This is a genomic window from Dehalococcoidia bacterium, from assembly GCA_035528575.1.
Lineage (GTDB): Bacteria > Chloroflexota > Dehalococcoidia > E44-bin15 > E44-bin15 > DATKYK01.
The window spans coordinates 23,189-49,148 of record DATKYK010000033.1 but is presented as its reverse complement, the minus strand read 5'-3'; the positions used below and the strand labels follow the sequence as shown (position 1 = coordinate 49,148).

Here is a 25,960-nt window from a genome sequence, read left to right as displayed (position 1 = left end):
CTGAGCAAAGTTGAATAGAGAGCCTAGAGGTGCCCGAGCGTGAGCGAGGGCTTAACGGGAATGCAAGACCGGTGAGAATCCGGCACAGTCCCGCCTACTGTGACCCCGAAATTCGGGGGAGTCAGAACACCCGCCTCTGGTTTTCCTAAAGCCTCCGCGGAGTAAAGGGGGGTGGGAAGCATGGCCAGTTAGCCTGAATGTTCCCCTCGTTCTGCAGAGCGAGGGGATTTTTTTGTTCTGTCATAAAAAGGAGGGTTTAGTGAAAAGGTTAGCTTTGATTTTGATTGCTCTAGGCTCTGCGCTGATTTTGGCCGGCGCGCTCCTACCGGTTACTGCTTCTTCTACATCATCACCTTCAAATACCAAACAATCGCTGGAGATAACCGATGACCATGGGAGAACGGTCACTATAGCAGATATCCCAGAGCGCGTCATTTCCCTTGCTCCCAGTGCTACGGAGATCTTATTTGCCCTCGGTGTGGGAGACAAGGTGGTCGGAGTTACCGATTACTGCGACTATCCGGAAGAGCTAGTGGAGAAAATAGATACCGGCGAAATACAAAAAGTTGGCGCGCCCTTTCCCGGATTCAACTTGGAGACCATCGTGGATTTAAAGCCTGATGTGGTTTTCGCTATCGGTGCGACGGTTCCCGATTATGTCTATGATCTAGATGAATTAGGAATTCCGGCGATCGTCCTCAATGCAAAGGACATCGATGGTATTTTTCATGATATTGAGCTGGTTGGAGAAGTAAGCGGTAAGGAAGAGGAAGCGGAGGTGTTAGTTGCTGATTTAGGAGACGACATCGATGAGATTGTAGCTAAGGTTTCCGGTGTCTCGATACGAGCCGTTTTTTATGGAGTCGATGTTAGCAATCCAGCTTTACTGTGGACCGCAGGTAATGGCACTTTCATAGATGCTCTTATTGCTCTGGCCGGCGGCGTAAATATCGCTGGAGATCTTGAGGGGTGGCCCACCTATAACCTGGAGGATCTGGTTGATACCAATCCTGACATTATAGTGCTTGGTGGCGCTCTTTGGGGTGTCTCCACCGCGGATGTAGTGAGCAAACCAGTATGGGAAGACCTGGATGCGATTAAGAATGAAAGGATCTTTGCTATTGATGATACTACGCTTGTGCGCCCCGGACCGCGTATCGCCGAGGGGTTGGAGCTACTGGCAACGTTGATTCACCCTGAGCTCTTTGAGGACTAGCTTGAGGACTGCTGCATTCCAGCGGCGCTGGTGTCTAGCGTGAATAACGCTGGATTACCATATATGTGCTTAAAGGATTAGATTTGTTCGCCAGATTAAGGCAAAATCGCCGGCTGCTGATCTTACTGGCGCTGGGAGCGCTCCTGCTTCTGTGCATGCTTATCGCCGTTTCTCTCGGGGCAGTTTCCATCTCTCCGCTAAATATAATAAAGATGGTACTGGACAAGACGGGGCTGTTCCATTTCACCGCCACCTGGCAGCCAAGCGATGAGACCATCCTTTTTCTAATCAGGCTACCCCGGGTCGTTGCCGGGGCATTAGTGGGGGCAGCTCTGGCATCGGCGGGGGTGCTGTTCCAGGGGATGCTGCGAAACCCGATGGCTGACCCCTACATTATAGGCACTTCGGCCGGCGCTGCCTTTGGAGCTACCATTGCCATGATGCTCCCGGTAAGTGTTGCCTTCCTCAGCTTTGGACTGGTGCCCATCGCCGCCTTTTTTGGGGCGCTGGGTGCTGTACTCCTGGTGTATAACCTGGCCAAAGTAGGAGGTAAAACACCCATTGTGAGCATGCTCCTCGCCGGGTTTGCCGTAAGCGCGATGTTGACCGCTGTCGTTTTCCTCATGGTGACCCTGAGCGGCAGGCAAGGGTTTCTGCAGAACGTCTATTCTTTCCTCATGGGAAGTATCTCGGTAACCGGCTGGACACAGATTGCCCTCATTGCCCCGCTGATCATAGGAGGGATTATCGCTGCCCGCTTCCTTGCCTTTCGTCTCAATGCCCTCTCATTGGGGGAGGAGGGTGCTGCATACCTGGGGATCGATGTGGAGCGGGAAAAAATTCTTATCCTTGCCCTGGGCTCCTTATTAACGGCAGCGGCAGTCTCCATAAGCGGGTTGGTGGGCTTTGTCGGGCTGGTGGTTCCCCATGCAGTTAGGCTGGTGCTGGGCCCCGACCACCGCCTCCTCCTGCCAGCGGCAGCGCTTTCTGGCGGTGCCTTCCTTGTCCTCGCCGACCTCTTTGCCCGCACCGTGCTTGCCCCTAGTGAGATACCAATAGGGATCCTGACTGCTATCATCGGGGCACCGTTCTTCATTTACCTGTTGAGGCACACCAGAAGGGAGTATGCTTTTTGATGATTAGCATTAAGCAGGTCTCTTTTTCCTATGGTGACAACCCGGTTTTACGTCAAATCAACCTATCAGTCGGGGAAGGAGAGGTGGTGGCTCTTCTGGGGCCAAATGGCTCGGGGAAGACCACTCTTATAAAGCTCGTGAGCGGTGTACTGAGACCAGCAACTGGAGATATACATCTTAACGGTTCAATATTGGGCAGGATGAAACGGAGGCAGGTGGCACAGCGTGTAGCTGTAGTGCCGCAGCAGTTCAGTATGCCCTTCGCCTTCACCCTGAGGGAGGTAGTGCTTCTGGGCAGGACCCCCTTTCACAGCATCTTCTCCGATGAGGGGGAGCGGGACCATAGCGTGGTGCAGCAAGCTATGGAGCATGTCGGCATCGCATCCCTGAAGGAGCGTTTCTTCAATGAACTAAGCGGCGGGGAGCGGCAAAAGGCGATCCTTGCCATGGCCCTGGCTCAAGAACCTAGAATATTACTTCTGGACGAGCCTACAGCGCACCTGGACATCAACCATCAGGTGGAGATCCTTGACCTGGTGCGGCGCCTCAACCGCGAACAGGGGGTCACCGTTATAGGAGTGATGCATGACCTCAACATGGCTGCCCTCTACTTCGAAAGGCTCATCCTGCTTAAAGAGGGTAGCATCTTCGCTGATGGCACCCCTGAAGAAGTGCTCACCGCCGAAACTATAGAAGAGGTCTTTTCTGCCTCGGTTCAGGTAACACGGCACCCCTTTACCAATACGCCCCATGTAGTGGTTGTCCCCGGGCAGACTCTGCCAAGATAAAGGCTGTCACTGTCTCAATTATCTGTCCTTTGCTCAGCACACCGAGCCTCCTGAGAGTAGGGACTCCTGTCGCGACGCTGAATTTCCGTCATCCAATCGCACTATTTATACTCTCCATTCTCTCGTACTAACGCTTTCCTGACTGGATTATTTAAAATGTGCTCGGGTATATCTAACGCATTTCAATACTTACCCTGAATGTGCTCGTAAAAACCTCTCTACCATATTTTTATAAAATTTAGCGAGGATATCCATGAGCTTGCTGGCGGGGTGAATCGCAGGGTGGGGGTGGCAAGCAGCGTCTTTAGGCACCGCAAAGCGAATTAGAGCGATGAAGGTGGAAGAATTCGCACCACGGATGCCCCTCAGCTTGCTGAAAGGTGATTCACTGTAACTGCTGGACAAAGGAGTGGCACGGAAATATAATGGCGCAGTAGTGTGCTGTCGAGCCCGTGAGTAGCGGTCGTCTGACCACAATTCTCGGGGCACTCGAGGTTTCAGAGAAGGGTGATCTGGCCAATTGGAACACTGGCACTGATACCCTTGGTGGCACCATAGGTGGTGGAATGGATTTGGCCATGGGGGCGAAAAGGATTTTCACTGCCATGGAGCACACTACCAAGGATGGAAAGCCCAAGGTTGTAAAGGAATATATATATCCTCTCACCGCCAAGGCGTGTGTAGACCTGATCGTTACCGATCTGGCTGTGATCGAGGTCACGCCGAAAGGTCTTTTACTAAGGGAGATAGCCCCCGGCTGGACAGTTGAGGAGATCCAGGCTTTAACTGAGCCTACGTTGGCAGTAGCCGGGGACATCAAGGAGGTGGAGCTATGGCAATTCCATTGAAACCGTTAATACTGATTACTAAAGAGGAGATACATAGGGAAGTCTTTAGGCTGGCCCAAGAGATAAGCATAGACTATCATGGCAAAAATCCCCTTCTCCTGGGTATTCTCAAGGGCTCTTTCGTTTTCATGGCCGACCTTGTCCGACTTCTAGAAATCCCGGTGGAGATAGAGTTTGCCAGCCTCTCAAGCTATGGCTCGGCAAAGGTAAGCTCGGGAAAAATCAGGGTGGTGAAAGGGCTGCGCTCCCCGCTTGAGGGGAGGGATGTCCTGGTTGTGGAGGACATCGTAGATACTGGCCTCTCCATAAGCCATTTATTGGGTTACTTGCACAAGAGGAAGCCTGCCTCGGTTAAGCTCTGTGCCCTGCTTGACAAACCCGATAGGCGAAAGACCATAGTTCCCATCGATTACCTGGGCATCACCATCCCCGATAGGTTCGTGGTGGGCTACGGACTAGACTTCGATGAGAAATTCCGTAATTTACCCGATATCTGCACCGTTGAGGATTGAATGAGTATAGAAAAGCTTATTCAGGTAGCTAAAGGAGAGGCCTCTGCCGACCTGATTCTAGCCAATGCCAGGGTGGTGAACACCCTGAGTGGCGAGATCGAGGAGGGAAATGTTGCCATTTACGGTGAGAGGATTGCCGGCATTGGCGATTATCAGCTCGGTGGAGAGGTGATCGACCTGGCGGGTAAATACCTCTCCCCCAGTCTGATAGATGGTCACATACATCCCGAAAGCTCCATGCTGCACATCGCCCGATATGCTGAGGTAGTGGTTCCACGCGGCGTTTCAGCCATAGTGACTGACCTCCATGAGATCACCAATGTTAAGGGGCTCGAGGGTGCGAAATACATGCTCGACTCGGCAAGGCACATACCCCTGGACCTTTACTTCATGGTACCCTCCTGTGTCCCCGCAACCCCACTTGAGACCTCTGGTACCAGGCTTACGGCAGAGGATATTGCCTCCGCCCTATCATGGGAGAACACCATTGGGCTGGGGGAGGTAATGAACTTCCCCGGCGTGCTGGCTGCCGATGGGGAGGTTTTGGCAAAGATAGCTGCATCGCAGGGCAGGGTGGTCGATGGGCATGCCCCAGGGCTTAGGGGGAAGGGCCTCAACGCCTACATCGCCTGTGGCATCCTTTCCGACCATGAATCCATCTCCCTTGAGGAGGCAAGGGAGAAGCTTAGGCGGGGCATGTATGTGATGATCCGGGAAGGTTCCTCGGAGAAGAATCTAGAGGAACTCCTTCCGCTGGTGACCGATAAGACATACAAAAGATGTTTGTTCGTTGTCGATGACCGCAGCTGTGCCGACCTGTTGCGAGATGGCGATATAGATGCAGTGGTAAGGAAGGCAATTAAACTGGGGCTGGATCCAGTGCGCGCCATACAACTGGCCACGATAAATACCGCTGATTACTTCAGAATCCCTGGCCGGGGAGCGATTGCACCGGGCTATATTGCAAATCTCGTGGTAACCGGTGACCTTGCTAAATATCAGGCAGAGATGGTGTTTTATCGTGGAAAATTGGTAGCCAGAGACGGCAAGCCGCTTTTTTCGCCCGTGTTGCGGGGGGACAAGTCGATGACCCATACAATGAGGGTTAAACCATTCGATATAGAGGCGTTGAGGATACCTGCGGAGAAACGGAATTATCCCATTATCGAGATTGTCTCTAACCAGATAATCACTAAAAAGCTGGCGGAGAGGTCTAAGGTTGCGGGTGGATTTGTTGTGCCCGATCCCGAGCGTGACATCCTCAAGCTGGTGGTGGTGGAAAGGCATAAGGCTACCGGGAACATAGGTCTGGGGCTGGTGAAAGGTGTTGGGCTCAAGCGTGGGGCGTTGGCCTCATCCATCGCCCATGATTCCCACAACATCATCGCTGTGGGTGTGGAGGATAACGATATATTTATAGCAGTAAAGGAGATAGAGCGACTGGAGGGTGGGCTGGTCATCGCCGCAGATGGCAAGATTTTAGATGCGCTTCCTTTACCTATCGCCGGTTTATTATCAGAAGAGCCGCTCGAGACCGTGGTCAATAAGCTGGAAAAGCTTGAAAAAACCGCCGCAGACCTGGGAGCGAAGCTTGCCTCTCCCTTTGCCACCATCTCCTTTCTCGCCCTCCCCGTGATACCTGAGCTGAGGCTCACTGATAAAGGCTTGGTGGATGTGGTAGAATTCAAGCTACTCAAATGATAGGTTAGTACAAATCGTTATTATTCAATGTAACAGGAAAACCTATTGTCACACGAGAGAAGTTTTAAAGGAAATGAAAGTTTGTGTAGATGTATGCTCCTTACCATCTAGCTGCTGGTGCCCTCACCGAGAAGGGCATGAAAACACGGGTACCTACGGCAGGGATCGCTCTTCTAAGCGCCGCTCTCCTTGACAACTTGCTCCTTCGTAACTCGATAATTGAGCCTATACAGCATTTACACAGTCCTTGGCCACCGGGTACACCAGCTATCCTACAAATCGTTCCCTATCCTGGCGATTTGCTAAGCACCTTCGTTCTTGCTGGCCTAGTTGTGTTGACTCCCGCCTTGGCTTACCTTATGCGCCACTACTGGTGGGGAATGCTGTGGGCCTTATCTCCAGATATCGTTGACTGGATTATCCTGCGTCCTACTATAGGGCGAAGCCCTATCCATGACTTGTTCGATCAGCTTTCGATGCCCTGGGGACTTGCAGTTGAGGTAACTTTCATCGCGGTCATTGTTGTAGCTTTGATATGGAGAAGGAGGGTTAAGGTATAGAGTGGGCAGGCGCAAATTTGAAAATATATGGAGGAGTAGATGAGAGGGTTAAAATGAGTGAGTTTAAAGCCATAAAGTGGGTATCAAAGAAGGTTATAATGATCGACCAGACTAAGCTTCCATGGGAGGAGGTTTTCCTGGAGATTTCGGACTACCGCGAGGTGGCATCATCAATCAAGGGGATGAGAATCCGTGGCGCGCCAGCTATAGGCATCGCCGCTGCCTACGGGATAGCACTGGGGGCACAGGGGATCGAGGCAAAATCGAAGAATGAATTTATGGAAAAACTTCGTCCCATCTCAGAGACGCTTTCTGCCACCAGACCCACTGCGGTTAACCTGTTCTGGGCACTGGAGAGGATGAACCGCGTGGCAGAAGCCGGCGAGAGCGTTGCCCGGATAAAAGTGGCACTTATCTCTGAGGCCCAAAGGCTGGATGCCGAGGGTGAGGCGGCAGAGCGAAAGCTGAGCTCCTACGGTGACGAGCTTATAGAGGATGGCTTTACTATACTGACTCACTGCAACACCGGGGCGTTGGCAGCGGGCTATGGTACCGCACTGGGGGTAATCAGGACGGCATGGGAGAGAGGTAAAAAAATACACGTCTTCGCTAGCGAAACTCGTCCCCTGCTACAGGGAGCGCGTCTTACCGCATGGGAGCTAATTAAGTATAACATCCCTTTCACCCTAATAACCGACACCATGACGGGTCATTTCCTTTCCAGAGGAGGCATCGATTGCGTAATCGTAGGTGCTGATAGGATTGCCTCAAATGGCGATGTCGCGAATAAAATCGGCACCTATAACTTGGCGGTGCCGGCGATGGAGAATGGTATCCCTTTCTATGTCGCCGCCCCCACAAGCACCATCGATATATCATTGGAATCGGGTGATGATATACCCATTGAGGAGAGAAGCGCTACAGAGGTTACCCACATTAGAGGGGTTCCTATCGCCCCGGAGGGAGTTAAGGTAGCAAACCCCGCTTTCGATGTTACCCCCCATCGCTACATATCTGCTATAATTACCGAGCGTGGTATAGTGCGCGAGCCCTATGTGGAGAGGTTGAGGAAGCTTGGGGTAAACGATGGTCATTAAGGATTCACATGGGTTCTGGGACGCTTTGTCGCCATTAGAAGTAGCTGAAAGCCCGAAGATAGCGAAAATGCTGAAACCTTTTTCGCGACCCATTACAGATTGCTATGAATGTGGAATGGAAGTGCCAACTTTGAGTTGCAAGTGCCAAAAAACTAAGGATATTGCTATCGCTGCTCTATTCTTAAAACGCTTGCTAAACGACCTAAGGGCCACTTGGAACTTACTCCTGCTCGGTTATACATCTCAAGCTGGCTCAGTAGCAGCTGCAGCATTTGAAAATGCTCTTATTACCAATTGTTTAGCAGGCAATGTTCAAAGGGCAGAAAAAATGTGGAATCATGCATCTGGCGGCTCTCCTTGGTCTGTAGCCAATCTGTGCAAAATGTATGCTTACCAATCAAAACAAGAAGACGAAAAATCTGGAAAGGTTTTATCTGATCAGGAATACGATGCTCAAGCTGAAATGATATACGCGCAGTACCAGTGGTTATGCAAAGTAAAACATCCAACGCTCCCTTGTGCACTTCATGATGCATTGTCAGTATCTTTAACAGGGGATGAGTACATGATAATGGCTGCGCCAGATACGAGAATAGAGGATTTGCCAAATAAAGCTTTCATATTAACTGTAACAATACTTCGTGTCGTAGAAGCGATTGAGAGTTTCGCCCTTGCTAGAGAGCTAGATTATGACAAACCAAACGTAATCTCATGGCAAAAGAGATTCGACTCAATAGTAACTAATCTCGACAAAGCCGTAGACCCCATAATGAAAATGCCCTTACCATTCGATTATACAGGGCGTATGTTTGAAAAAGATAACAAAGCATCATAAACTGACCGGTGGAAGTGCATAGAAACGTGGAGGTTTCTTAATGCCTGAGGCCAAGATAGGGGTTATCGGGGGAAGTGGACTATACCAAATAGAGGGGATGACTGTTGTCAAAGAGGTGAAGCCTAAGACCCCCTTCGGCGAGCCCAGCGATGCTATCATTATCGGCGAACTGGAAGGGAAGAGCATCGCATTCCTCCCCCGCCACGGCAGGGGGCACTATGTAAGCCCCTCGGATATACCGTCCCGCGCCAATATCTACGCCTTGAAGTCACTGGGCGTGGAGTGGATCATCTCCGTCAATGCGGTAGGAAGCCTGAAAGAGGGTATCCATCCCCTGGACATTGTCATACCCGACCAGCTTATCGATCGCACCAGAAGCCGGGTGAACAGCTTCTTCGGTGGGGGGCTGGTTGCCCATGCCAGCTTTGCCGAACCCTTCTGCCCGGTTCTCAGCAATATACTGTATCAGGCATCCATCGATGTGGGGGCCAATGTTCACCAGGAGGGTACCTATATCGTGATGGAGGGGCCACTCTTCTCCACAAAGGCGGAATCGAACCTCTATCGCTCCTGGGGAGCAAGCATCATAGGTATGACGGCATTACCGGAAGCAAAGCTGGCAAGGGAGGCGGAGATATGCTATGCTACACTTGCCTGCATTACCGACTACGATACCTGGCATGAAACCGAGGAGTCGGTAACTATCGAAATGGCGCTTGCCAACCTGGCGCGTAGTGCTGATATAGCCAAGAAGATCATTAATATAGCGGCGGCACGCATCCCAGAGGGACGCGAATGTGGCTGTGCCGAGGCGCTTAAAAACGCCATTATCACCGACTCGGAGAAGATTCCCGAGCGGATGAAAAAGGAACTCGACCTTTTAATTGGTAAGTATATTAGGTGATCTCAGGAATAGCCCACTCAATGCTGCTATAGTGAAGAGTAGAGCTGCTGGGATACCTCTTAGGGAGGAGCGGAAAACTGCCCCGATTTGAGTTAAGCGGACTAGCTACTGCAGTGGGAAGCATGCCTCATACCGACCCGCGAGAGGCCTGCTCACTGGTGGCTAAGTTCCTACCCGAAATCCCCGCCTGGCCACAACTACCCAAGCGTTCCTTCTCGGAGAACATGTATGCCCAGTTCAGCGATGGTTTCCCCGGCGTGGTCATCGAAGGGGATCGAGTTTATGTCGATCGTTCAAAAGATCTGGATGAGCCACTGGAGCAGCTCTACAATACCTATCTAGAGAACAGGGTCGAGAGATATGCTATAAGCCCGGACTATGCCGCTGGTCTTCACACACTACTTGAAGTGGAGCTAAGGTCGCCATTTGGCGTCAAGGGACAGGTGACCGGCCCTGTTACCTGGGGGCTAACGGTCACCGATGAGAACCGTCGCCCCATCCTCTATGACGATACGCTTGCTGATGCCCTGGCCAAACACCTACGCATGAAGGCTGCCTGGCAGGAGCGGGAGCTTAAGGCCATCTCACCCAATACCATCATCTTCGTCGATGAGCCCTATATGGCATCGGTGGGTTCCGCCTTTGTCTCACTCGCTGAGGAGCAGGTAAAAGGGCTTTTAGAGGAGGTTTTCGCTGGTATCAGCGGGCTCAAGGGAGTACACTGCTGTGGCAATACGGATTGGTCAATACTGCTTGCCACGAACCTCGACATTCTTAGCTTTGATGCCTATAATTATGGTTACACCATTGCTCTTTATCCCCAGGAGGTGAAATCATTTCTGGAGCGTGGCGGTGTGATCGCCTGGGGCATCGTAGCAAACGATGAACAAGCCCTGAAGGGAGAAACGGTAAAGAGCCTTATCGACCGCCTGGAGGATGGAATGGGAGCACTGGATCGAAAAGGGGTCAGCTTTCGCCTGCTAACAGAGCGATGTCTGGTTACCCCTTCATGCGGCCTGGACTCGCTCTCGGAGGAGGCGGCAGCGTGGGCTTTGGAGTGCCTTGCCGGGGTATCAAAAGAACTGAGAAAAAGATATATCAGAGAGGGATGAGAGGTTGGAGTGCAGTATCGATGCCAACAGAGAGGGGTGCACCTGCACCTACGAGCCCTGCGAGCGCAAGGGGAAGTGTTGCGATTGCATCCGCTATCATAGAAATCTTGGCGAGCTACCGGGCTGCCTCTTCCCTCCGGATGTCGAAAGAACCTGCGACCGCTCCATCGCCAAATTTGTGGAGATTTTCGGTCAAAGGACATAGCAAAGGCAGAGACCGTTTACCGCTTTAGCCACGGGACACCGCCGGCAATGTTTGATGAGTGAGATTCCTGCATGGAGTATTCTATTAGCCAGCGTGATAACCCGTCCGAGATCGAGGAAGTGGAGATTTTAGATTCAAAACGTTAATCCCAGTTTCTAGGAGCCGCTATGATTAAGAGGAGGAGGGTCGCACAGTAAAAGCCCCGCGAGAAAATGAAGAAGAGTAATATCGAGAGGACAGCCTGTCTCCTAACCGGCGGCCCCGGGGTGGGCAAGACCACAATTATTAAGCAAGCTCTGGATAGGACTCACATAAAAGCGGGGGGATTTTTCACCGAGGAGATAAGGGAGAGCAGGGCGAGGCAGGGCTTCAGGCTCGTTACCCTAGATGGGGAGAGCGCCATCCTGGCCCATACAGGTATCAAGAGTCCCTATCGGGTTAGCAAGTACGGGGTGGATATAGATGGACTGGATAGGGTGGGAGTCGCTGCACTAAGGGAGGCAGCTCGTGAGTGCGATGTGGTAGTGATCGACGAGATCGGGAAGATGGAGCTTTTCTCACCCGATTTCAAGGAAGCTGTGCTGGAGTCGGTAAATAGCGATAAGAGGGTGCTGGGTACCATCATGCTTTCTTCCCATCCCTGGGCCAACCAGATTAGGCAAAACCCCAACGTGGTTATCATAACGGTGACCAGGACGAATCATCGGAAGGTTCTGGAGCAGGTGATCCAATGGCTGGATTCGACGATAAATGATAGTTGATATAAATACCGAGAATACAAAAGCGGAGGCGAAGGCGGAGTGAGGGAGATAACCGGTTGAGCGTGCTGGTTGTGGGCTCGGTGGCTCTTGACTCGGTAGAGACGCCCCTGGGCAGCGTCAACGGGGTTCTCGGCGGCTCTGCTGTCTACTTCGCCACTGCCGCCAGCCTTTATACCAAGGTAAACCTAGTCGCGGTCGCCGGCACCGACTTTCCCACCGAGCATATCCAGTTCCTCGCCGGGCGTGGCGTCGATACTGCGGGACTTGAGGTAATCGAGGGTAAGACCTTCCGCTGGGCTGGCCACTATGATTTCGAGCGAAATATCACCGAAACACTGAAGACCGAGCTCAATGTCTTTGCCGATTTCCATCCAACCCTTCCCCCAGGTTACCGGGACAGCGATCTGGTATTTCTCGCCAATATCGACCCTGAACTCCAGTGCGAGGTGCTGGAACAGGTTAGCGGGGCCAGTCTGAAGGTGGTCGATACCATGAACTTCTGGATCAGGGGCAAGGGTGAACTCCTGAGCCGAGCGATAAGCGCCGTGGACATCGCCATAATGGACGAGTCAGAGGCCCGCCTGCTTGCCCAAAGCCAGAACACCTTTGCTGCTGCCAGAAGCATACTCAATATGGGTCCCAAAACGGTGATCATAAAGAGAGGGCAATACGGAGCGGTCATGCTTAGCGGCGATGACCACTTCATCGCCCCAGCCTATCCCGTTTACGATTTCAAGGACCCCACCGGCGCTGGGGATAGCTTTGCCGGAGGCTTCCTCGGCTACCTAGATCAGGTAAACGAGTTCACCCCACAAATGTTGAGGCAGGCTGTTATCCACGGCACTGCAGTGGCCAGCTTTACCATCTCCGAGTTCAGCATCGATGGCCTCCGCTCCCTGACCAGAGCTGATATTGATAAAAGATACTACGAGCTACAGAGGTGTACCCATTTTGAAGATAAGGAGTGTAATTTATGAAGGCTGACATAAGGGATCCTTCCCTGTCCGCAGCGGGGATGCTGCGTATTGAGTGGGCGTCGCGTGAGATGCCAGTACTGAGGCTAATTAAGGAGCGCTTTGCCAGGGAGAAGCCACTCGAAGGGGTGTGCCTTGCCGCCTGCCTCCATGTTACCACCGAGACAGCGAACCTGGCGATGGTTTTAAAGGAGGGGGGTGCCACGCTAGTACTCTGCGCCTCAAATCCCCTCTCTACCCAAGACGATGTCGCCGCTGCCCTGGTAAAAGAGTACGACATCCCGGTTTATGCCATAAAGGGGGAGGATAACCAAACCTACTATGGGCACATTAGTGCTGCCCTAGAATATGGTCCTCATATCACCCTGGATGACGGCGCTGATCTGGTGAGCACAATTCATAAAGATCGCCGGGAACTGGTCAGTGGCATTATAGGGGGCACCGAAGAGACCACCACAGGCTGTATCCGGCTACGGAGTTTGGCACAGCAGGGTAAGCTTCTCTACCCCATCATCGCAGTGAACGACGCAGACTCCAAGCACTTATTTGACAATCGCTATGGCACTGGTCAGAGCACTATTGATGGCATCACACGTGCCACTAATATCCTATGGGCGGGAAAGAAGGTGGTGATCTGCGGTTATGGCTGGTGTGGTAGGGGGGTGGCGATGAGGGCTCGGGGCATGGGGGCACATATAATCGTGACCGAGGTCGAGCCCATCCGTGCCCTGGAGGCGGTCATGGATGGCTACTCGGTGATGCCCATCGCTGAGGCATCGAAGGTAGGCGACATATTTATCACCCTCTCTGGTGACATGAACGTCCTCGACAGCGCACACTTCTCCGCGATGAAGGATGGGGCAATAGTGGCCAACAGCGGGCATTTCAATGTGGAGATTAACATCCCCGCCCTGGAGAAGATGGCAAAGGCCAAGCGCCGCATACGCCTCTATATTGACGAATACACCCTTCCCAGTGGTCGGCGAATCTTCCTGCTTGGTGAAGGCAGGTTGATAAACCTGGCCGCCGCCGAGGGGCATCCGGCAAGCGTTATGGACATGAGCTTTGCCAATCAGGCGCTATGCGTGGAGTACATGGTTAAGGGAGAAAAGTCTAAGCCAGGTATTTACCCCGTGCCTCGGGATATCGACAGGGAGGTTGGCCGGCTGAAGCTAGCTTCCATGGGGATGACAATTGATGTGCTTACTGAGGAACAAAGGAAGTATCTTGAGAGCTGGGAATCAGGGACATAGAAAGGGAAGGAGAAAAAGATGACAACTTTTATGAGCGCACCCTCGCTATTTCTTACCTCCGAGTCGGTTACCGAAGGCCACCCTGATAAGCTCTGCGACATAATCTCCGATGCCGTCCTCGATACCATTCTGGCACGTGACCCTATGGCTAGGGTTGCCTGCGAGACCGCAGCAACAACCGGGCTTGTATTTGTTATGGGGGAGATTACCACCGATTGCTATGTAGAAATACCGGACATCGTGCGCAAGGTATTGCGAGACGTGGGCTACACCCGTGCCAAGTACGGATTTGACTGCGAGACCTGCGGGGTTATGGTCTCCATCAAGGAGCAGTCGAAGGACATCGCTATGGGGGTGGATAAATCGCTTGAGGTAAGGAGCGGTGAGGATAATAACGAGAGAGAGACCCTGGGTGCTGGTGACCAGGGGATGATGGTGGGCTTTGCCTGCAACGAGACCCCTGAGCTCATGCCCCTTACCATTTCCCTAGCCCATAAGTTATGCAAGAGACTGGCCCAGGTAAGAAAGGATGGCACACTGCGTTATCTGCGCCCCGATGGCAAGTCGCAGGTGACGGTGGAGTACTCCAGGGGTGTTCCCCAGCGAGTCGATAGCGTGGTTATCGGCGCCCAGCATGACCCTGCCATCAGCCACGATGTCATTGAGCACGATGTTATTGAGCAGGTGATCAAGGCCGTGATCCCCGCTTCTCTACTAAATGAAAGAACCAAATATTATGTCAATGCAACGGGGCGCTTTGTCACTGGAGGACCAATGGGAGATACCGGCCTCACTGGGCGCAAGATACTGGTTGATACATATGGCGGCATCGCCAGACATGGAGGCGGAAGCTTCTCGGGAAAGGACCCTACCAAGGTGGACCGCTCCGCGGCATATGCGGCCAGGTATGTGGCTAAGAACCTGGTAGCAGCGGGGCTAGCGGATCGCCTCGAACTCCAGGTCTCATATGCCATCGGAGTGGCTCGTCCCCTTTCCATCTCTATAGAGACATTCTGTAGCGGCAGGGTCCCCGATGATGTTATCGTTGAGCTGATCCACAAGCACTTCGACCTTCGCCCTGGTGCGATTATCGAGACTATGAAGTTACGACGTCCAATCTACAGGCAAACCGCCAGCTATGGTCATTTTGGTCGCACCGATATAGATGTCCCATGGGAGAAGACCGATAAGGCGGCCATACTCAAAGCTGAGGCCGGCCTTAATTAAGAAAAGCATAGCGTTGACGCAGGCGCTACAAATGGCTAAAGTATGAATAATGCTAAACCCTGGTAGTATGTGGCGAAAAAGGGTGAAAATGTGAAGGCGGTGATCTTGGTCGGTGGTGAGGGGACAAGGCTTCGTCCCCTTACCTTAAATACCCCTAAGTCTATGGTGCCTATTGCGAACAGGCCATTCCTGGAGCACATGATCGAGTACCTGAAGCGGCATGGCATCGATGACATTATACTGACACTATGTTACCTTCACAATCGTACCCGGCGCCACTTTGGCGATGGCAGCAACTTTGGCATAAAGCTAAGCTATGCATTGGAGGATTCCCCACTGGGCACAGCGGGAGCAGTTAAGAATGTCGATGAGCATATCGATGAAACCTTCTTTGTTTTTAACGGCGATATATTCACCGACATCGACCTCACCGCGATGATGGAGTTTCACCGAAAGCGGGGATCAAAGGCTACAATCGCCCTAACGCCCGTAGAGGACCCTACCATCTATGGAGTAGTGGAGACCAATGATGAGGGCAGGGTGCGGCGTTTCCTGGAAAAACCGCGCCGGAATGAGGTGACCACCAATATGATAAACGCCGGTGCTTACATTCTTGAGCCTGAAGTGCTAAGCGACATCCCGGAAGGATCGATCTTCAGCTTCGAGCAAGGTCTCTTTCCCCTGCTCTTGGAGCACGGCGATCCATTGTACGGCTACCACTCCAGTGATTATTGGATCGACATCGGCACCCCCGAGAAATATCTGAAGCTTCACCATGACCTGCTCAAGGGACAGGTTATCCGGAGATTCCCTGGGGAGCAATCTGGCAATGGGATATGGGTTGAGGAAGGCTGTGACATACAGCCTCGAGCTGAGCTTGAAGGGCCGGTGGTAATTGGTAGAAACTGCGTTATTGGTTCCGGGGCGCGGGTAAAGGGACCCTCAGTCATCGGGCAAGATTGCAGAATTGGGGAAAACAGCCTTATTGAGGGGTCAGTAGTTTGGCAGAACGCTCAACTTGGACAGAGGGTATCGCTCAAGAATTGTGTGATAGCGGAAAGTGTAGCTATTGGAGAACGAACCGAGGTTATGGAGGGTTGTGTTTTGGGTAGTAATGTGATCGTGGGTAGCGATAAGAGATTGCTTCCGGGGACCAAGGTTTGGCCTGAGGAAAAGCATTCTTGCCAAGAGCTGACAGGGAGGTGAGGGAGATGCTCGGTATGCTCCTTGGCATGACTGATGCCGGCATCGAGGTCAGGATACATACAGCTCGGCTTCGACCCTACGATGCGAAGGTACTTGTCTGCGATGCCACCAAGTTCCGTAACTTAACCGGGTGGCAGCCTCAAATCCCCTTCGAAAAGACACTAAAGGATCTCTTGGACTACTGGCGAGAAAGGGTTTAAGTTGGCCACACCCATTATATTTGGAACCGATGGTTGGCGGGGGATCATCGCCGATGATTTCACATTTGAAAACGTGAGAGTATGTGCACAGGGCGTTGCCGATTACCTTAATGGTGCGGGGCTCGCCCGTTATGGCCTGGTCGTGGGCTATGATACCAGGTTTGCCTCCGAGGACTTCGCTGCTGCTGCCTCAGAGGTCGTTGCCGCCAATGGTATCAGGGTTTACCTTTGCCAAGACGCTGCCCCCACCCCGGTAATTAGCTACTCCATCCTGGTGAAAAAAGCTGGCGGTGCCATCGTAATCACTGCCAGTCACAACGGAGCATCCTGGAACGGCTTTAAGTACAAGGTGGATAGCGCCTGCAGTGCCTCTCCGGAGGTTATCGCCGAGTTAGAGAGGCATATATCCCGGATCCAGGCTGGCGATGTGGTTAAGCGGATGCCGTTGGAGCAGGCAATTAGTAATGAAATGGTGACCAGGATCGACCCCACCACTCCCTATTTTAATCATATCGGGGAGTTGGTTGACCTGGAGAGACTGCGCAACAGCGGACTGAGGGTGATGGTGGATTCGATGTATGGGGCGGGGATTGGATACTTCCGTCGCATTCTGAGCGGAGGCATTACGGAGGTTATCGAGATACACGGCGAGCGAAATCCGTTATTCCCTGGCCTCCAGCCCGAGCCCATAGCATCAAACCTGGGGGAGCTTTCCGCCAGGGTGAAGGGAGAAGGGGCCAGCGCGGGCCTGGCCACCGATGGCGATGCCGATCGCATCGGCATCATAGATGAGCGAGGGGTATTTCTCACCCCCCTTCAGGTATTTGCCCTGCTTGCTCTCTATCTTCTCGAGGTTTGCGACAGGCGTGGCGCAATCATCAAGACGATAACATCGACCAGCATGCTCTATAGACTGGGGGATCTTTATAGGGTGCCAGTCTATGAAACCCCCGTGGGTTTTAAGTACGTGGCCCCAAAGATGCTTGCCGAGGATGCGCTGATCGGTGGTGAGGAAAGCGGCGGTTTTGCCTTTCGTGGCAATATGCCAGAGCGCGATGGCATACTCTCTGGCCTGCTCTTTCTGGACCTGATGGTCAGGGAGAAAAAGAGCCCCTCTCAACTGGTAGAATACCTCTTTAGCAAGGTTGGCCCCCACTACTTCGAGCGTACTGACATCGAATTCCCTGCTGGTGAACGGGAGTCAATCACCCGTCGCCTCTTAAGGAGCAGGCCTAGCCATATCGATAACATCGCGGTCACCGGAATCGAGACCGACGACGGCTTTCGTTTCCTGCTGGCAGATTGCACCTGGCTGCTTATCCGCTTTTCAGGAACCGAGCCTATTCTGCGAATCTATGCCGAGAGCGATAGCACAGCACGGGTCAAGGGCCTCATCGCTTTGGGAAAAAAGATGGCTGGGGTTTAGGTTATGGCAAACCTGGATGCGCCTGAAATCTATCAGAGATTCGACCCCTCTAATATGATAGGGCGAATCGGCAAACTGCCGCAGCAGTGTCTCAAGGCATGGCAGGGCGCTATCGACCTCCCGCTGCCCCCCGATTACGCCGATGTGGACAAGGTGATCATTATCGGAGTGGGGGGCTCCGCTATTGGCGGTGACTTGGTACGCACCCTGACTATGACTCAGCAGGGTAAAGCTACCGTTCTGGTGCATCGGGACTACAATCTACCACAATTAGTAGATGAGCGGACCCTAGTCATAGCCTCCAGCTATTCCGGTGACACCGAGGAGACGCTATCTGCCTTTTCCCAAGCTCTGCAGACAAACGCCAAGAAGTTGGCGATCACAACCGGAGGCAGATTAAAGACCCTCTCTTTAGAAAAGGGCATTCCTGTATTTACCTTCCACTATAAAGCTGAGCCCCGCGTTGCCTTCGGCTACAGCTTCTTTTCGCTCCTGGCCTTTTTTAAGAAGCTGGGGCTTATCACTATCGAGCCGCACGATGTAGATGAAACTGTAAGGGTTCTAGAGGAGCTGGCACTAAATCTTGATAGGAGCATCCCGCTCGAGGCGAACCGTGCCAAGCAGCTAGCTGTCAGGCTCTCGGGGCGTTTGGTGACTATCTATGGGGCAGGTATCCTCTCTAAGGTAGCCTTTCGCTGGAAGACCCAGTTAAACGAATGCAGCAAGGTATGGGCTTTCGCTGAATACTTTCCTGAGCTGAACCACAATGCTATAGTCGGCTATAGATATCCCGCATGGATTAATCAGAAGGCCTTCGTGATAATGCTGCGCTCTGCCCTATTTCACCCCCGCATCCTAATCCGCTATGAGGTCACCGCTGATCTCCTCAACGATGCCGGGGTCGACCATGAAGTGGTGGAGACTAAAGGGGAGAGCCCACTGAGCCAGATGATGAGCGCGGTGCTGCTTGGCGACTACGTAAGCTACTACTTGGCACTACTTAATGGGGTTGATCCCTCCCCAGTGGCTGCCATCGATTACATTAAGGGACGACTTGCGAGGGCCGAGATATAGTCATTAATTCGATTAGAAAGCGTTTCTGCAGGAAGGTGTGCCGCTGTGGATTTTAGATTTACCCCAGAGGAAGAAGCATTTCGCCGTGAGGTGCAACATTTTATCAAGCAGGAACTTCCATTGCCATCAGGATATTGGGGAGATCTGGAGACCGAGTTTGATCCCCAGAACTTTGAATTAACCAGGCAGGTAGCAAGGAGGCTGGGGGAAAAGAAATGGCTTGCCATGAACTGGCCCAAAGAATACGGCGGACTGGAGGTCTCTCCAATTAAGCACATGATATTTAAAGAGGAGGCAGCCTATCACCTATTGCCCGGCATAGATATGGGCGTCGGCGGGATAACCTGGGTTGGCCCCACCCTGCTTCTTATGGGAACCGAGGAACAGAAGAATGAACACCTGCCGCCACTGGCCGCCGGGGAGAAATGGTGGTGCACCATGTATAGTGAGCCCGGCGCTGGCTCGGACATGGCCAATGTGATGTGCCGTGCTGTACTGCAGGGGGATGAGTACGTCATCAATGGGCAGAAGGTATGGACCAGCGCTGCTCACATTGCCGATTGGGGCTGGCTGCTGGTTAAGACAGATCCCGATGCCTCTAAAAAGCACCACGGCATCAGCCTCCTCCTTGTCGATATGAAGACCCGGGGCATCACAGTGCGCCCCCTTTTAAACATGGCCGGGCATAGCTTTTTTAACGAGGTCTTTTTTGATGATGTACATGTCCCCAAAAGTAATTTGATAGGTGAGGAGAATCGCGGCTGGTATCATACTATGATTGCCATGGCTTTCGAGAGGACCATGGGCGTTATGTTCGCTGGTGTCGCCCGGCGGCTCATCGAGGAACTGGTGAGCTTTGCCAGGGAAATCAAGGTTAACGGGCAGCCCCTGGGGAAAGACCCCTTAATAAGGCAGGAACTCGCGGAGCTGGCCATTGAGGTCGAGATTGCCCGCGTGATTAGCTATAGCATCGTTTGCCAACAAATAAAAGGGGAGTTACCCGGTTATGAAGCTCCTGTGATTAAGGTGTTCGCCTCTGAAACACTTCAGCGGATTACCAATGTGGGAACTCAGATAATGGGACTCTATGGGCAGCTGTGGATAGGCTCAAAATGGGCTCCCCTTGGAGGCATGATGCCAGATATGTATATGAACTCAACTGGCATGCTTATTGCTGCGGGTACCTCGGAGATCCTGCGTAACATCATTGCAGAGAGGGGACTGGGGCTTCCCAGGAGCGTCTGAGATATTATCGCTTGGTGTATTGCTTTGCTTTGCGGGCACGGACCAGTCCAGGTTTCTTTCGTTCCTTGACGCGAGCATCACGTGTAAGCAGTCCGTAACTGCGAAGTAGTGGACGCAGGCTCTCATCAGCCACCACCAGGGCACGAGCAATACCGTGCCGGATAGCTCCAGCCTGCCCGGCATAGCCACCACCGGTCACCTTAACGCTAACGCTGAACCTTTCCAGGCTGTCGGTCACCAAAAGCGGCTCCAGGATCGCTTTCCTAAACCTCTCCGAAAGCAATATCTTCTCATACGGCTGGCCATTTACCACGATGGCACCCGCTCCGAAAAACAGCCTCACCCGAGCCACTGCATTTTTCCTTCTTCCCGTAGCGTAAAAGTAGCCTTTATCGTTCAACTACGTCCCCTTTTTAGTAATTTCCTCTTGAATGTCCTTTACCTTCGATCCCTCCACCTGAGCTTGATGGGGGTGTGCATCTCCCGGATAGACCTTTAGCCTCTTCATCATATCACGTCCCAGTCGATTGTGGGGAATCATCCCCTTCACGGCCGATTCGATTACCCGGGTGGGGTGCGTCTCTATCATATGGGCAAAGGTGGTGCTTCTAAGCCCGCCTGGATAATTGGAATGACGGTAATAGAGCTTCTGCTGTGCTTTTTTACCGGTCACCCTGACCTTGGCCGCATTTACCACGATGACGAAGTCGCCGGTATTGAGGTGAGGGGCATATATTGGTTTATGTTTGCCCTGGAGCAGAGTGGCCACCTCTGATGCCAGTCGCCCCAGGGTCTTTCCTGTGGCATCGAAAACATGCCACTGGTGCGTGATATCTGATAATTTTGTGCTATAGGTCTTCACTTTATCCCTCCAGGGTAATTAACCTTCAAAAGACACAACCCATGTGGTGGTAGAGTAGGCCCCGCTGTAGCTGGCTTTTTTGACTTAAGAATCTCATAAAAGGTTGCCACATCGCTCTTTCCCAGCCCCACCTTCACCAGGGCACCCGTTGTATTACGCACCTGATGGGGTAAGAAGGAGTTAGCCACCAAGTGGAAGCTAACCAGATCGCCCTCACTCGTTACCATCGCCTTATGAACGGTACGCACCGTATTTCTATTACCGTTGAGGTAGCTGGCAAAAGGGGCGAAATCATGTGTCCCCAGAATAGCCTGACAAGCCTCGTTCATCGCCGCAATCTCGAGGGGCTTGGGAACAAAATGGGCACTCCGCCTCAAGAGAGGGGAAGGGTTCCGGCTATTCCAGATGTAGTAGCAGTACTCCCGGCTCAAGGCATCTCTCCGCGGGTCGAAATCATCGTTTACCATATAAGAATTTCTAATGGCAATATCATCTGGCAGATAATGGTTCAGCGCGCGGGCGATGGTGTTTGGGGGGAGTGGGGAATCTGTGTGAAAGGCAACTACCTGCCCTTTGGCGTGAACCCCCTGGTCGGTACGGCCAGCATATGAAGTGCGAATCTCCTCTCCGGTAACCACCATTAGGGCGCGCTCAAGCTCACCCTGGATGGTGGGCACAATTGGCTGAATCTGGGAGCCATGGTATCTGGTGCCTTCATATTCCACGACAAGGGCGATATTCATGATTACTCCACCAATTCCAGTTGCACCATTGGTGCTCCATCTCCTAGACGGGGTCCAAGTTTAGTTATCCGGGCATAGCCACCCGGACGCTGGGCATATCTAGGGGCAAGTTCATTGAACACCTTTGCTACCACATCCTTATCGGTTACAAAGGCCAGAGCCTGACGGCGGTTATGCAGGCTGCCTCCCTTTCCCAAGGTGATTATCCTGTCTGACATACCCTGAACCTCTTTCGCCTTGGCCTCGGTGGTCACTATCCTTCCATATTTCAAAAGGTCGGTTACCAGGTTTCGATACATTGTAACCCGGTGGCCTGTTGGCCTGGATAGCCTTCTGCCGGCAACGTGGTGCCTCATTTGCTAAAAACCCTCCGCTGGTTCGTCTTGCATCGCCGCATCCTCCGCTGCCTCATCCTCTGCCTTGTCCCACTTCTCTTCCTCACTATCCTCCGAAACTAGACCCTTCGCCCTGAGTTGCTCCATCAACTCCTCCAGCGTCTTCTTTCCGAAATTATTTATGTTAAGCAATTCTTGCTCGCTCTTATCAAACACCTCCCCTACCTTTGTGATACCAGCCCGCTTCAGGCAGTTAGAAGTACGCACGGAAAGGCCAAGCTCCTCAATAGGCATATTATATTGCTCCAGAGGGATTGGGAGACGAGGCTGTTTTTCTCCGACCCGTAACGGGAGTTTATCGAGTTCATAGAATAGCTGGAACTGTCCGATTAATAACTGAGCGCTACGGCTTAACGCTTCAACTGGTGATATAGTGCCATCGGTCCATACATCGAGGACCAATCTCTCGTAGCTGAATTGCCCCATATTAATGGTCTCGATATTGTAATTAACCTTGCGCACGGGGGTGAAGATTGCATCCAGGGGAAGTACCCCGATGGGAAGACCATCGCCATAGCCTCCAGGCTGGTAGCCCTGGCTTGCCGGCCGATATCCTTTGCCCTGTTCCACATTGAATTCCACGATCAGCTTAGCCTCGGGGAAATCCAGGGTGGCCAGGTGAAGATCGGGATTCACCACCTCGAACTCGGCCGAGGGCTCGATATCACCGGCTAAAACGTTACCCTCGCCCTCGGCTCTCAGGTTCAGTTTTCCCCCAGCAGATGAGAGGGGACGGAGCCTGATCTTCTTAACATTCAACATGAATTCTATAGTGTCCTCCTTCACGTGTGGTACGGTGGAGAACTCATGCTGAACCCCCTCGATACTGACCTGCGTTATCGCGGCACCAGGTAGTGAGCTTAGCAGTGCCCTGCGCATGGCATTTCCGATGGTAATACCAGAACCTCTCTCAAGAGGCTCGGTAATAAAGCGGCCATATTTATCAGAGATCTCGGCACATTCTATTTGGGGATTCACGATTTCGGACAAGCGTTTACCTCCAATAACTATCGGGAATAATACTCAACGATAACCTTCTCGTTGATGCTAAGGTCGATATTGCTACGGTTGGGCGGGGCCAGGACTTGGCCGCAGAGCTTTTCTCGGTCTAGGCTCAGCCACTCGGGTATTATCTTATCTCCAATCTGCTGGGCCATCCGCTTATAGTACTCCGTTGATATGCCACTTTCCCTCCATGCGATCATATCCGCCGACTTGACCATGTAAGAAGGGATATCCACCCTACGTCCATTAACGCTAATATGCCTGTGACGAACTATCTGGCGAGCCTGCCTTCGCGAGTCAGCGAAACCCAGGCGGTATACCACATTGTCAAGCCTCATCTCCAGAATCTGGAGCAGGTTTTCGCCGGTGACCCCTGGTCGCTTCTCAGCCTCAGCAAAATGCTTGCGAAACTGCCTTTCTAAAATTCCATATATATGCTTTGCCTTCTGCTTCTCCCTCAGTTGGAGGCCGCGGTCAGATATTTTTCGACGTTGCGGTCGTTGCCGCCCTGGGGGCAGGCTACGACGCTCTAAAGCACACTTTCTGCTGGTGCAACGCTCCCCTTTTAGCATCAGCTTCTCACCCTGCCTTCTGCAGAGCCGACAAGCTGGTCCGGTATAGCGAGCCATATCTTTAACTCCACTCCTTTTTCAGTATAGTATTAGAGGACATAGGCACCCTGCATTCTGTTAATTGTTTTACTCATACCCTCCTCCTATTTCTGGGGCGGCAGCCATTGTGAGGGATGGGGGTTACATCCCTGATCCCGGTAATAGTGAGGCCTGCCGACTGCAGGGAGCGGATGGCCGCTTCACGCCCACTCCCCGGTCCCTTCACATAGACCTCAACCTGTTTTATTCCATGCTCCATCCCTTTCCTCGCCGTCTGTTCGGCAGCAAGCTGCGCGGCATAGGGAGTTCCCTTGCGCGATCCTTTAAAACCAGCGGTGCCCGAACTCCCCCATGCGATGACATTGCCCGAAGGGTCGGTAAGTGTAATGATGGTATTGTTGAAGGTAGATTGGATATAGGCAAGACCCTTGGGGACGGCCTTTCTCTCCCTTCTTTTAACCCGGGTTGGTTTCTTCTTATCTGCCATAGTGCTCCTTTACTTCCTTGTCACGGTGCGGCGACGTCCGGCAACCGTCTTGCGTGCACCCTTTTTGGTTCGGGCATTGGTCCGAGTACGCTGACCATGAACCGGCAACCCACGGCGATGCCTAATGCCACGGTAGCTACCGATCTCGATAAGCCGCTTAATGTTGAGATTGACCTTCCGCCTCAGTTCCCCTTCTACTTCGTAATCACGATCGATGGCCTCCCTGATCCGGCTTGCGTCCCCTTCGCTAAGATCCTTGGCTTTGGTATCAGGGTCGACCTCAGCTTGCGCCAGGATTCTCTGGCTAGTGGAGAGCCCAATACCGTATATAGAGCACAATCCAATCTCGATTCGTTTGTCCTTGGGAAGGTCTATCCCTGCTATCCTTGCCATCTTTTCATCCCTCTCGTTTCGCCCCTATTTTCCCCAGCGGTTACCTTGCGCGAAAAGACAACTACCCCTGCCTCTGCTTATGCCTTGGGTTCTCGCAGATAACCCGCACCACTCCCTTTCGCTTGATGACCTTGCACTTCTCACATCGCCGCTTAACTGAAGCCTGCACCTTCATGCTTCTCTCCTTGCACCAAACAACAATCTATTTAAAACGATAGGTAATTCTCCCCCTGGTCAGGTCGTAGGGAGAAAGCTCCACCAGCACCTTATCACCGGGAAGTATCTTGATGTAGTGTATTCTCATTTTTCCCGATATATGGGCCAGCACCTTATGCCCATTAGCGAGCTCAACACGGAACATGGTGTTGGGCAGAGGCTCAACCACTTTCCCCTCGACCTCGATAGCTTCCTTCTTACCCATATCCTGATGCCTAATTAAGACTGGTGAGTATCTCTGCCTCATCGTCGGCTATGGCAATAGTATTCTCGAAATGCGCGCAGAGGCTACCATCGGCGGTGATAACGGTCCACCCATCACCAGCCACACTGGTACGCCATCCGCCAGCATTCACCATCGGTTCCAGAGCCAGTGTCATCCCTTTACTGAGGAGCGGTCCCTGTCCCGGCGAACCGTAATTTGGTATCTGAGGGTCTTCGTGCATACTTCGGCCGATACCATGCCCCACATATTCACGCACTACCGAGAACCCTCGTGACTCTGCAAATGACTGGATGGCCGCCGATATATCCCCTAAACGGGCTCCACTTCGGGCATTGGCGATACCTGCACTCAGCGCTCCATCGGTTACCTCTATTAGCTTCTGTGCCTGTGGGCTGATCTGACCTACCCCCACGGTGATCGCAGCATCGCCTTGAAAGCCCTGAAACATCGCGCCAAAGTCCAGAGATACGATGTCCCCATCCTTAAGAACGCGCTTTCCCGGGATGCCATGGACAAGCTCATCATTAACTGAGACGCATAAGCTGGCAGGGAAGCCACGATACCCCTTGAAGGATGCTGTGGCGCCATGCCGGCTCAGTTCGTGTACAGTTATGGCATCCAATTCCTCAGTGATAATACCAGGTTCAATCTTCCTCTTCAATACATCAAGTATGTTTGCCACTATCCTCCCCGCCCTTCTCATGGTGTCGATTTCGTGTGACGACTTAATGATTATTCCCAT

32 protein-coding genes and 1 riboswitch are annotated in these 25,960 nt (G+C 52.5%); of the genes, 21 read left to right on the top strand and 11 right to left on the bottom strand.

The annotated features are described in order from the left end of the window. Positions 1-10 precede the first annotated feature (10 nt). Positions 11-153, top strand: a riboswitch (cobalamin riboswitch). Between the two features lie 106 nt (positions 154-259). The 21 genes from VMX96_08230 to VMX96_08130 all read left to right on the top strand — a co-directional run bounded on the left by VMX96_08230 (position 260) and on the right by VMX96_08130 (position 20,280). Then, positions 260-1,216: an ABC transporter substrate-binding protein gene (locus VMX96_08230; protein ID HUU63884.1), complete on the top strand. Its 957-nt coding sequence runs from the start codon at positions 260-262 to the stop codon at positions 1,214-1,216. 83 nt (positions 1,217-1,299) lie between these two features. Further along, complete coding sequence (locus VMX96_08225; GenBank protein HUU63883.1) at positions 1,300-2,352, top strand: iron chelate uptake ABC transporter family permease subunit; 1,053 nt, start codon at positions 1,300-1,302, stop codon at positions 2,350-2,352. Then, positions 2,352-3,140 (top strand): heme ABC transporter ATP-binding protein, encoded by a 789-nt coding sequence (locus tag VMX96_08220; protein HUU63882.1) that lies wholly within the window; start codon positions 2,352-2,354, stop codon positions 3,138-3,140. Before VMX96_08225 ends, VMX96_08220 begins: the two co-directional genes overlap by 1 nt. Positions 3,141-3,592: 452 nt before the next feature. Beyond that, the gene (locus VMX96_08215) at positions 3,593-3,988 is read left to right on the top strand and encodes a CoA-transferase (protein HUU63881.1); all 396 of its coding nucleotides are present in this window, start codon (positions 3,593-3,595) and stop codon (positions 3,986-3,988) included. Then, a complete protein-coding gene (gene hpt / locus VMX96_08210) occupies positions 3,973-4,500 on the top strand; it encodes a hypoxanthine phosphoribosyltransferase (GenBank protein ID HUU63880.1) in 528 nt (175 codons plus the stop codon). The genes VMX96_08215 and hpt overlap by 16 nt, the downstream gene beginning before the upstream one ends. Further along, a complete protein-coding gene (gene ade, locus VMX96_08205) occupies positions 4,501-6,201 on the top strand; it encodes an adenine deaminase (protein HUU63879.1) in 1,701 nt (566 codons plus the stop codon). 137 nt (positions 6,202-6,338) lie between these two features. Continuing rightward, entirely contained in the window at positions 6,339-6,761 is a 423-nt protein-coding gene (locus VMX96_08200; GenBank protein ID HUU63878.1) for a hypothetical protein, read from the top strand. 53 nt (positions 6,762-6,814) lie between these two features. After that, the gene (gene mtnA / locus VMX96_08195) at positions 6,815-7,858 is read left to right on the top strand and encodes an S-methyl-5-thioribose-1-phosphate isomerase (GenBank protein HUU63877.1); all 1,044 of its coding nucleotides are present in this window, start codon (positions 6,815-6,817) and stop codon (positions 7,856-7,858) included. Then, on the top strand, positions 7,848-8,693 hold the full coding sequence (locus VMX96_08190; GenBank protein ID HUU63876.1) for a hypothetical protein: 846 nt from the start codon (positions 7,848-7,850) through the stop codon (positions 8,691-8,693). Before mtnA ends, VMX96_08190 begins: the two co-directional genes overlap by 11 nt. Positions 8,694-8,733: 40 nt before the next feature. Further along, the gene (gene mtnP / locus VMX96_08185; GenBank protein ID HUU63875.1) at positions 8,734-9,597 is read left to right on the top strand and encodes an S-methyl-5'-thioadenosine phosphorylase; all 864 of its coding nucleotides are present in this window, start codon (positions 8,734-8,736) and stop codon (positions 9,595-9,597) included. 122 nt (positions 9,598-9,719) lie between these two features. Then, positions 9,720-10,709: a methionine synthase gene (locus tag VMX96_08180; GenBank protein ID HUU63874.1), complete on the top strand. Its 990-nt coding sequence runs from the start codon at positions 9,720-9,722 to the stop codon at positions 10,707-10,709. Between the two features lie 4 nt (positions 10,710-10,713). Then, on the top strand, positions 10,714-10,914 hold the full coding sequence (locus tag VMX96_08175; GenBank protein ID HUU63873.1) for a DUF6485 family protein: 201 nt from the start codon (positions 10,714-10,716) through the stop codon (positions 10,912-10,914). Positions 10,915-11,126: 212 nt separating this feature from the next. Next, positions 11,127-11,675, top strand: coding sequence for an NTPase (locus VMX96_08170; GenBank protein ID HUU63872.1), 549 nt, complete (start codon positions 11,127-11,129; stop codon positions 11,673-11,675). Between the two features lie 62 nt (positions 11,676-11,737). Beyond that, positions 11,738-12,652: a PfkB family carbohydrate kinase gene (locus VMX96_08165; GenBank protein HUU63871.1), complete on the top strand. Its 915-nt coding sequence runs from the start codon at positions 11,738-11,740 to the stop codon at positions 12,650-12,652. Next, positions 12,649-13,902, top strand: coding sequence for an adenosylhomocysteinase (gene ahcY, locus VMX96_08160; protein HUU63870.1), 1,254 nt, complete (start codon positions 12,649-12,651; stop codon positions 13,900-13,902). Before VMX96_08165 ends, ahcY begins: the two co-directional genes overlap by 4 nt. Positions 13,903-13,932: 30 nt before the next feature. Further along, complete coding sequence (gene metK, locus VMX96_08155; GenBank protein HUU63869.1) at positions 13,933-15,129, top strand: methionine adenosyltransferase; 1,197 nt, start codon at positions 13,933-13,935, stop codon at positions 15,127-15,129. 90 nt (positions 15,130-15,219) lie between these two features. Then, a complete protein-coding gene (locus VMX96_08150; GenBank protein ID HUU63868.1) occupies positions 15,220-16,335 on the top strand; it encodes an NDP-sugar synthase in 1,116 nt (371 codons plus the stop codon). Beyond that, positions 16,311-16,535: a GDP-mannose 4,6-dehydratase gene (locus VMX96_08145; GenBank protein ID HUU63867.1), complete on the top strand. Its 225-nt coding sequence runs from the start codon at positions 16,311-16,313 to the stop codon at positions 16,533-16,535. Before VMX96_08150 ends, VMX96_08145 begins: the two co-directional genes overlap by 25 nt. A 1-nt stretch (position 16,536) precedes the next feature. Then, complete coding sequence (locus tag VMX96_08140; protein HUU63866.1) at positions 16,537-17,961, top strand: phosphoglucomutase/phosphomannomutase family protein; 1,425 nt, start codon at positions 16,537-16,539, stop codon at positions 17,959-17,961. 3 nt (positions 17,962-17,964) lie between these two features. Continuing rightward, on the top strand, positions 17,965-19,035 hold the full coding sequence (locus VMX96_08135) for a bifunctional phosphoglucose/phosphomannose isomerase (GenBank protein HUU63865.1): 1,071 nt from the start codon (positions 17,965-17,967) through the stop codon (positions 19,033-19,035). A 45-nt stretch (positions 19,036-19,080) separates the two neighbouring features. Beyond that, positions 19,081-20,280 (top strand): acyl-CoA dehydrogenase family protein, encoded by a 1,200-nt coding sequence (locus VMX96_08130; protein HUU63864.1) that lies wholly within the window; start codon positions 19,081-19,083, stop codon positions 20,278-20,280. A gap of 4 nt (positions 20,281-20,284) precedes the next feature. Here the strand turns inward: VMX96_08130 and rpsI are convergent, their stop codons facing one another. From rpsI to map, 11 genes are all read right to left on the bottom strand, one after another. Continuing rightward, entirely contained in the window at positions 20,285-20,680 is a 396-nt protein-coding gene (gene rpsI, locus VMX96_08125) for a 30S ribosomal protein S9 (protein HUU63863.1), read from the bottom strand. Further along, positions 20,681-21,142, bottom strand: a complete 462-nt coding sequence (rplM, locus tag VMX96_08120; GenBank protein ID HUU63862.1) for a 50S ribosomal protein L13 — start codon at positions 21,140-21,142, stop codon at positions 20,681-20,683. Beyond that, positions 21,139-21,885, bottom strand: coding sequence for a tRNA pseudouridine(38-40) synthase TruA (gene truA / locus VMX96_08115; protein HUU63861.1), 747 nt, complete (start codon positions 21,883-21,885; stop codon positions 21,139-21,141). The genes rplM and truA overlap by 4 nt, the downstream gene beginning before the upstream one ends. A gap of 2 nt (positions 21,886-21,887) precedes the next feature. Continuing rightward, complete coding sequence (gene rplQ / locus VMX96_08110) at positions 21,888-22,241, bottom strand: 50S ribosomal protein L17 (GenBank protein HUU63860.1); 354 nt, start codon at positions 22,239-22,241, stop codon at positions 21,888-21,890. A gap of 3 nt (positions 22,242-22,244) precedes the next feature. Then, positions 22,245-23,270, bottom strand: coding sequence for a DNA-directed RNA polymerase subunit alpha (locus tag VMX96_08105; protein ID HUU63859.1), 1,026 nt, complete (start codon positions 23,268-23,270; stop codon positions 22,245-22,247). Between the two features lie 17 nt (positions 23,271-23,287). After that, positions 23,288-23,914, bottom strand: coding sequence for a 30S ribosomal protein S4 (gene rpsD, locus VMX96_08100; GenBank protein HUU63858.1), 627 nt, complete (start codon positions 23,912-23,914; stop codon positions 23,288-23,290). 73 nt (positions 23,915-23,987) lie between these two features. Then, positions 23,988-24,383, bottom strand: a complete 396-nt coding sequence (gene rpsK / locus VMX96_08095; protein HUU63857.1) for a 30S ribosomal protein S11 — start codon at positions 24,381-24,383, stop codon at positions 23,988-23,990. A gap of 9 nt (positions 24,384-24,392) precedes the next feature. After that, on the bottom strand, positions 24,393-24,776 hold the full coding sequence (gene rpsM, locus VMX96_08090; protein HUU63856.1) for a 30S ribosomal protein S13: 384 nt from the start codon (positions 24,774-24,776) through the stop codon (positions 24,393-24,395). Between the two features lie 61 nt (positions 24,777-24,837). Then, positions 24,838-24,951, bottom strand: a complete 114-nt coding sequence (rpmJ, locus tag VMX96_08085) for a 50S ribosomal protein L36 (GenBank protein ID HUU63855.1) — start codon at positions 24,949-24,951, stop codon at positions 24,838-24,840. Positions 24,952-24,978: 27 nt separating this feature from the next. Further along, positions 24,979-25,197: a translation initiation factor IF-1 gene (infA, locus tag VMX96_08080; GenBank protein ID HUU63854.1), complete on the bottom strand. Its 219-nt coding sequence runs from the start codon at positions 25,195-25,197 to the stop codon at positions 24,979-24,981. A gap of 10 nt (positions 25,198-25,207) precedes the next feature. Beyond that, positions 25,208-25,960, bottom strand: coding sequence for a type I methionyl aminopeptidase (map, locus tag VMX96_08075; GenBank protein ID HUU63853.1), 753 nt, complete (start codon positions 25,958-25,960; stop codon positions 25,208-25,210).

Excerpts from the sequence above, each read along its gene's own strand:
- VMX96_08220 (HUU63882.1), top strand. The coding sequence starts at position 2,352 with ATGATTAGCATTAAGCAGGTCTCTTTTTCCTATGGTGACAACCCGGTT.
- hpt (HUU63880.1), top strand. The coding sequence starts at position 3,973 with ATGGCAATTCCATTGAAACCGTTAATACTGATTACTAAAGAGGAGATA.
- ade (HUU63879.1), top strand. The coding sequence starts at position 4,501 with ATGAGTATAGAAAAGCTTATTCAGGTAGCTAAAGGAGAGGCCTCTGCC.
- VMX96_08200 (HUU63878.1), top strand. The coding sequence starts at position 6,339 with ATGAAAACACGGGTACCTACGGCAGGGATCGCTCTTCTAAGCGCCGCT.
- mtnA (HUU63877.1), top strand. The coding sequence starts at position 6,815 with ATGAGTGAGTTTAAAGCCATAAAGTGGGTATCAAAGAAGGTTATAATG.
- VMX96_08190 (HUU63876.1), top strand. The coding sequence starts at position 7,848 with ATGGTCATTAAGGATTCACATGGGTTCTGGGACGCTTTGTCGCCATTA.
- mtnP (HUU63875.1), top strand. The coding sequence starts at position 8,734 with ATGCCTGAGGCCAAGATAGGGGTTATCGGGGGAAGTGGACTATACCAA.
- VMX96_08180 (HUU63874.1), top strand. The coding sequence starts at position 9,720 with ATGCCTCATACCGACCCGCGAGAGGCCTGCTCACTGGTGGCTAAGTTC.
- VMX96_08170 (HUU63872.1), top strand. The coding sequence starts at position 11,127 with ATGAAGAAGAGTAATATCGAGAGGACAGCCTGTCTCCTAACCGGCGGC.
- ahcY (HUU63870.1), top strand. The coding sequence starts at position 12,649 with ATGAAGGCTGACATAAGGGATCCTTCCCTGTCCGCAGCGGGGATGCTG.
- metK (HUU63869.1), top strand. The coding sequence starts at position 13,933 with ATGAGCGCACCCTCGCTATTTCTTACCTCCGAGTCGGTTACCGAAGGC.
- VMX96_08135 (HUU63865.1), top strand. The coding sequence starts at position 17,965 with ATGGCAAACCTGGATGCGCCTGAAATCTATCAGAGATTCGACCCCTCT.
- truA (HUU63861.1), bottom strand. The coding sequence starts at position 21,885 with ATGAATATCGCCCTTGTCGTGGAATATGAAGGCACCAGATACCATGGC.
- rplQ (HUU63860.1), bottom strand. The coding sequence starts at position 22,241 with ATGAGGCACCACGTTGCCGGCAGAAGGCTATCCAGGCCAACAGGCCAC.
- rpsD (HUU63858.1), bottom strand. The coding sequence starts at position 23,914 with ATGGCTCGCTATACCGGACCAGCTTGTCGGCTCTGCAGAAGGCAGGGT.
- rpsK (HUU63857.1), bottom strand. The coding sequence starts at position 24,383 with ATGGCAGATAAGAAGAAACCAACCCGGGTTAAAAGAAGGGAGAGAAAG.
- rpsM (HUU63856.1), bottom strand. The coding sequence starts at position 24,776 with ATGGCAAGGATAGCAGGGATAGACCTTCCCAAGGACAAACGAATCGAG.
- rpmJ (HUU63855.1), bottom strand. The coding sequence starts at position 24,951 with ATGAAGGTGCAGGCTTCAGTTAAGCGGCGATGTGAGAAGTGCAAGGTC.
- infA (HUU63854.1), bottom strand. The coding sequence starts at position 25,197 with ATGGGTAAGAAGGAAGCTATCGAGGTCGAGGGGAAAGTGGTTGAGCCT.
- map (HUU63853.1), bottom strand. The coding sequence starts at position 25,960 with ATGGGAATAATCATTAAGTCGTCACACGAAATCGACACCATGAGAAGG.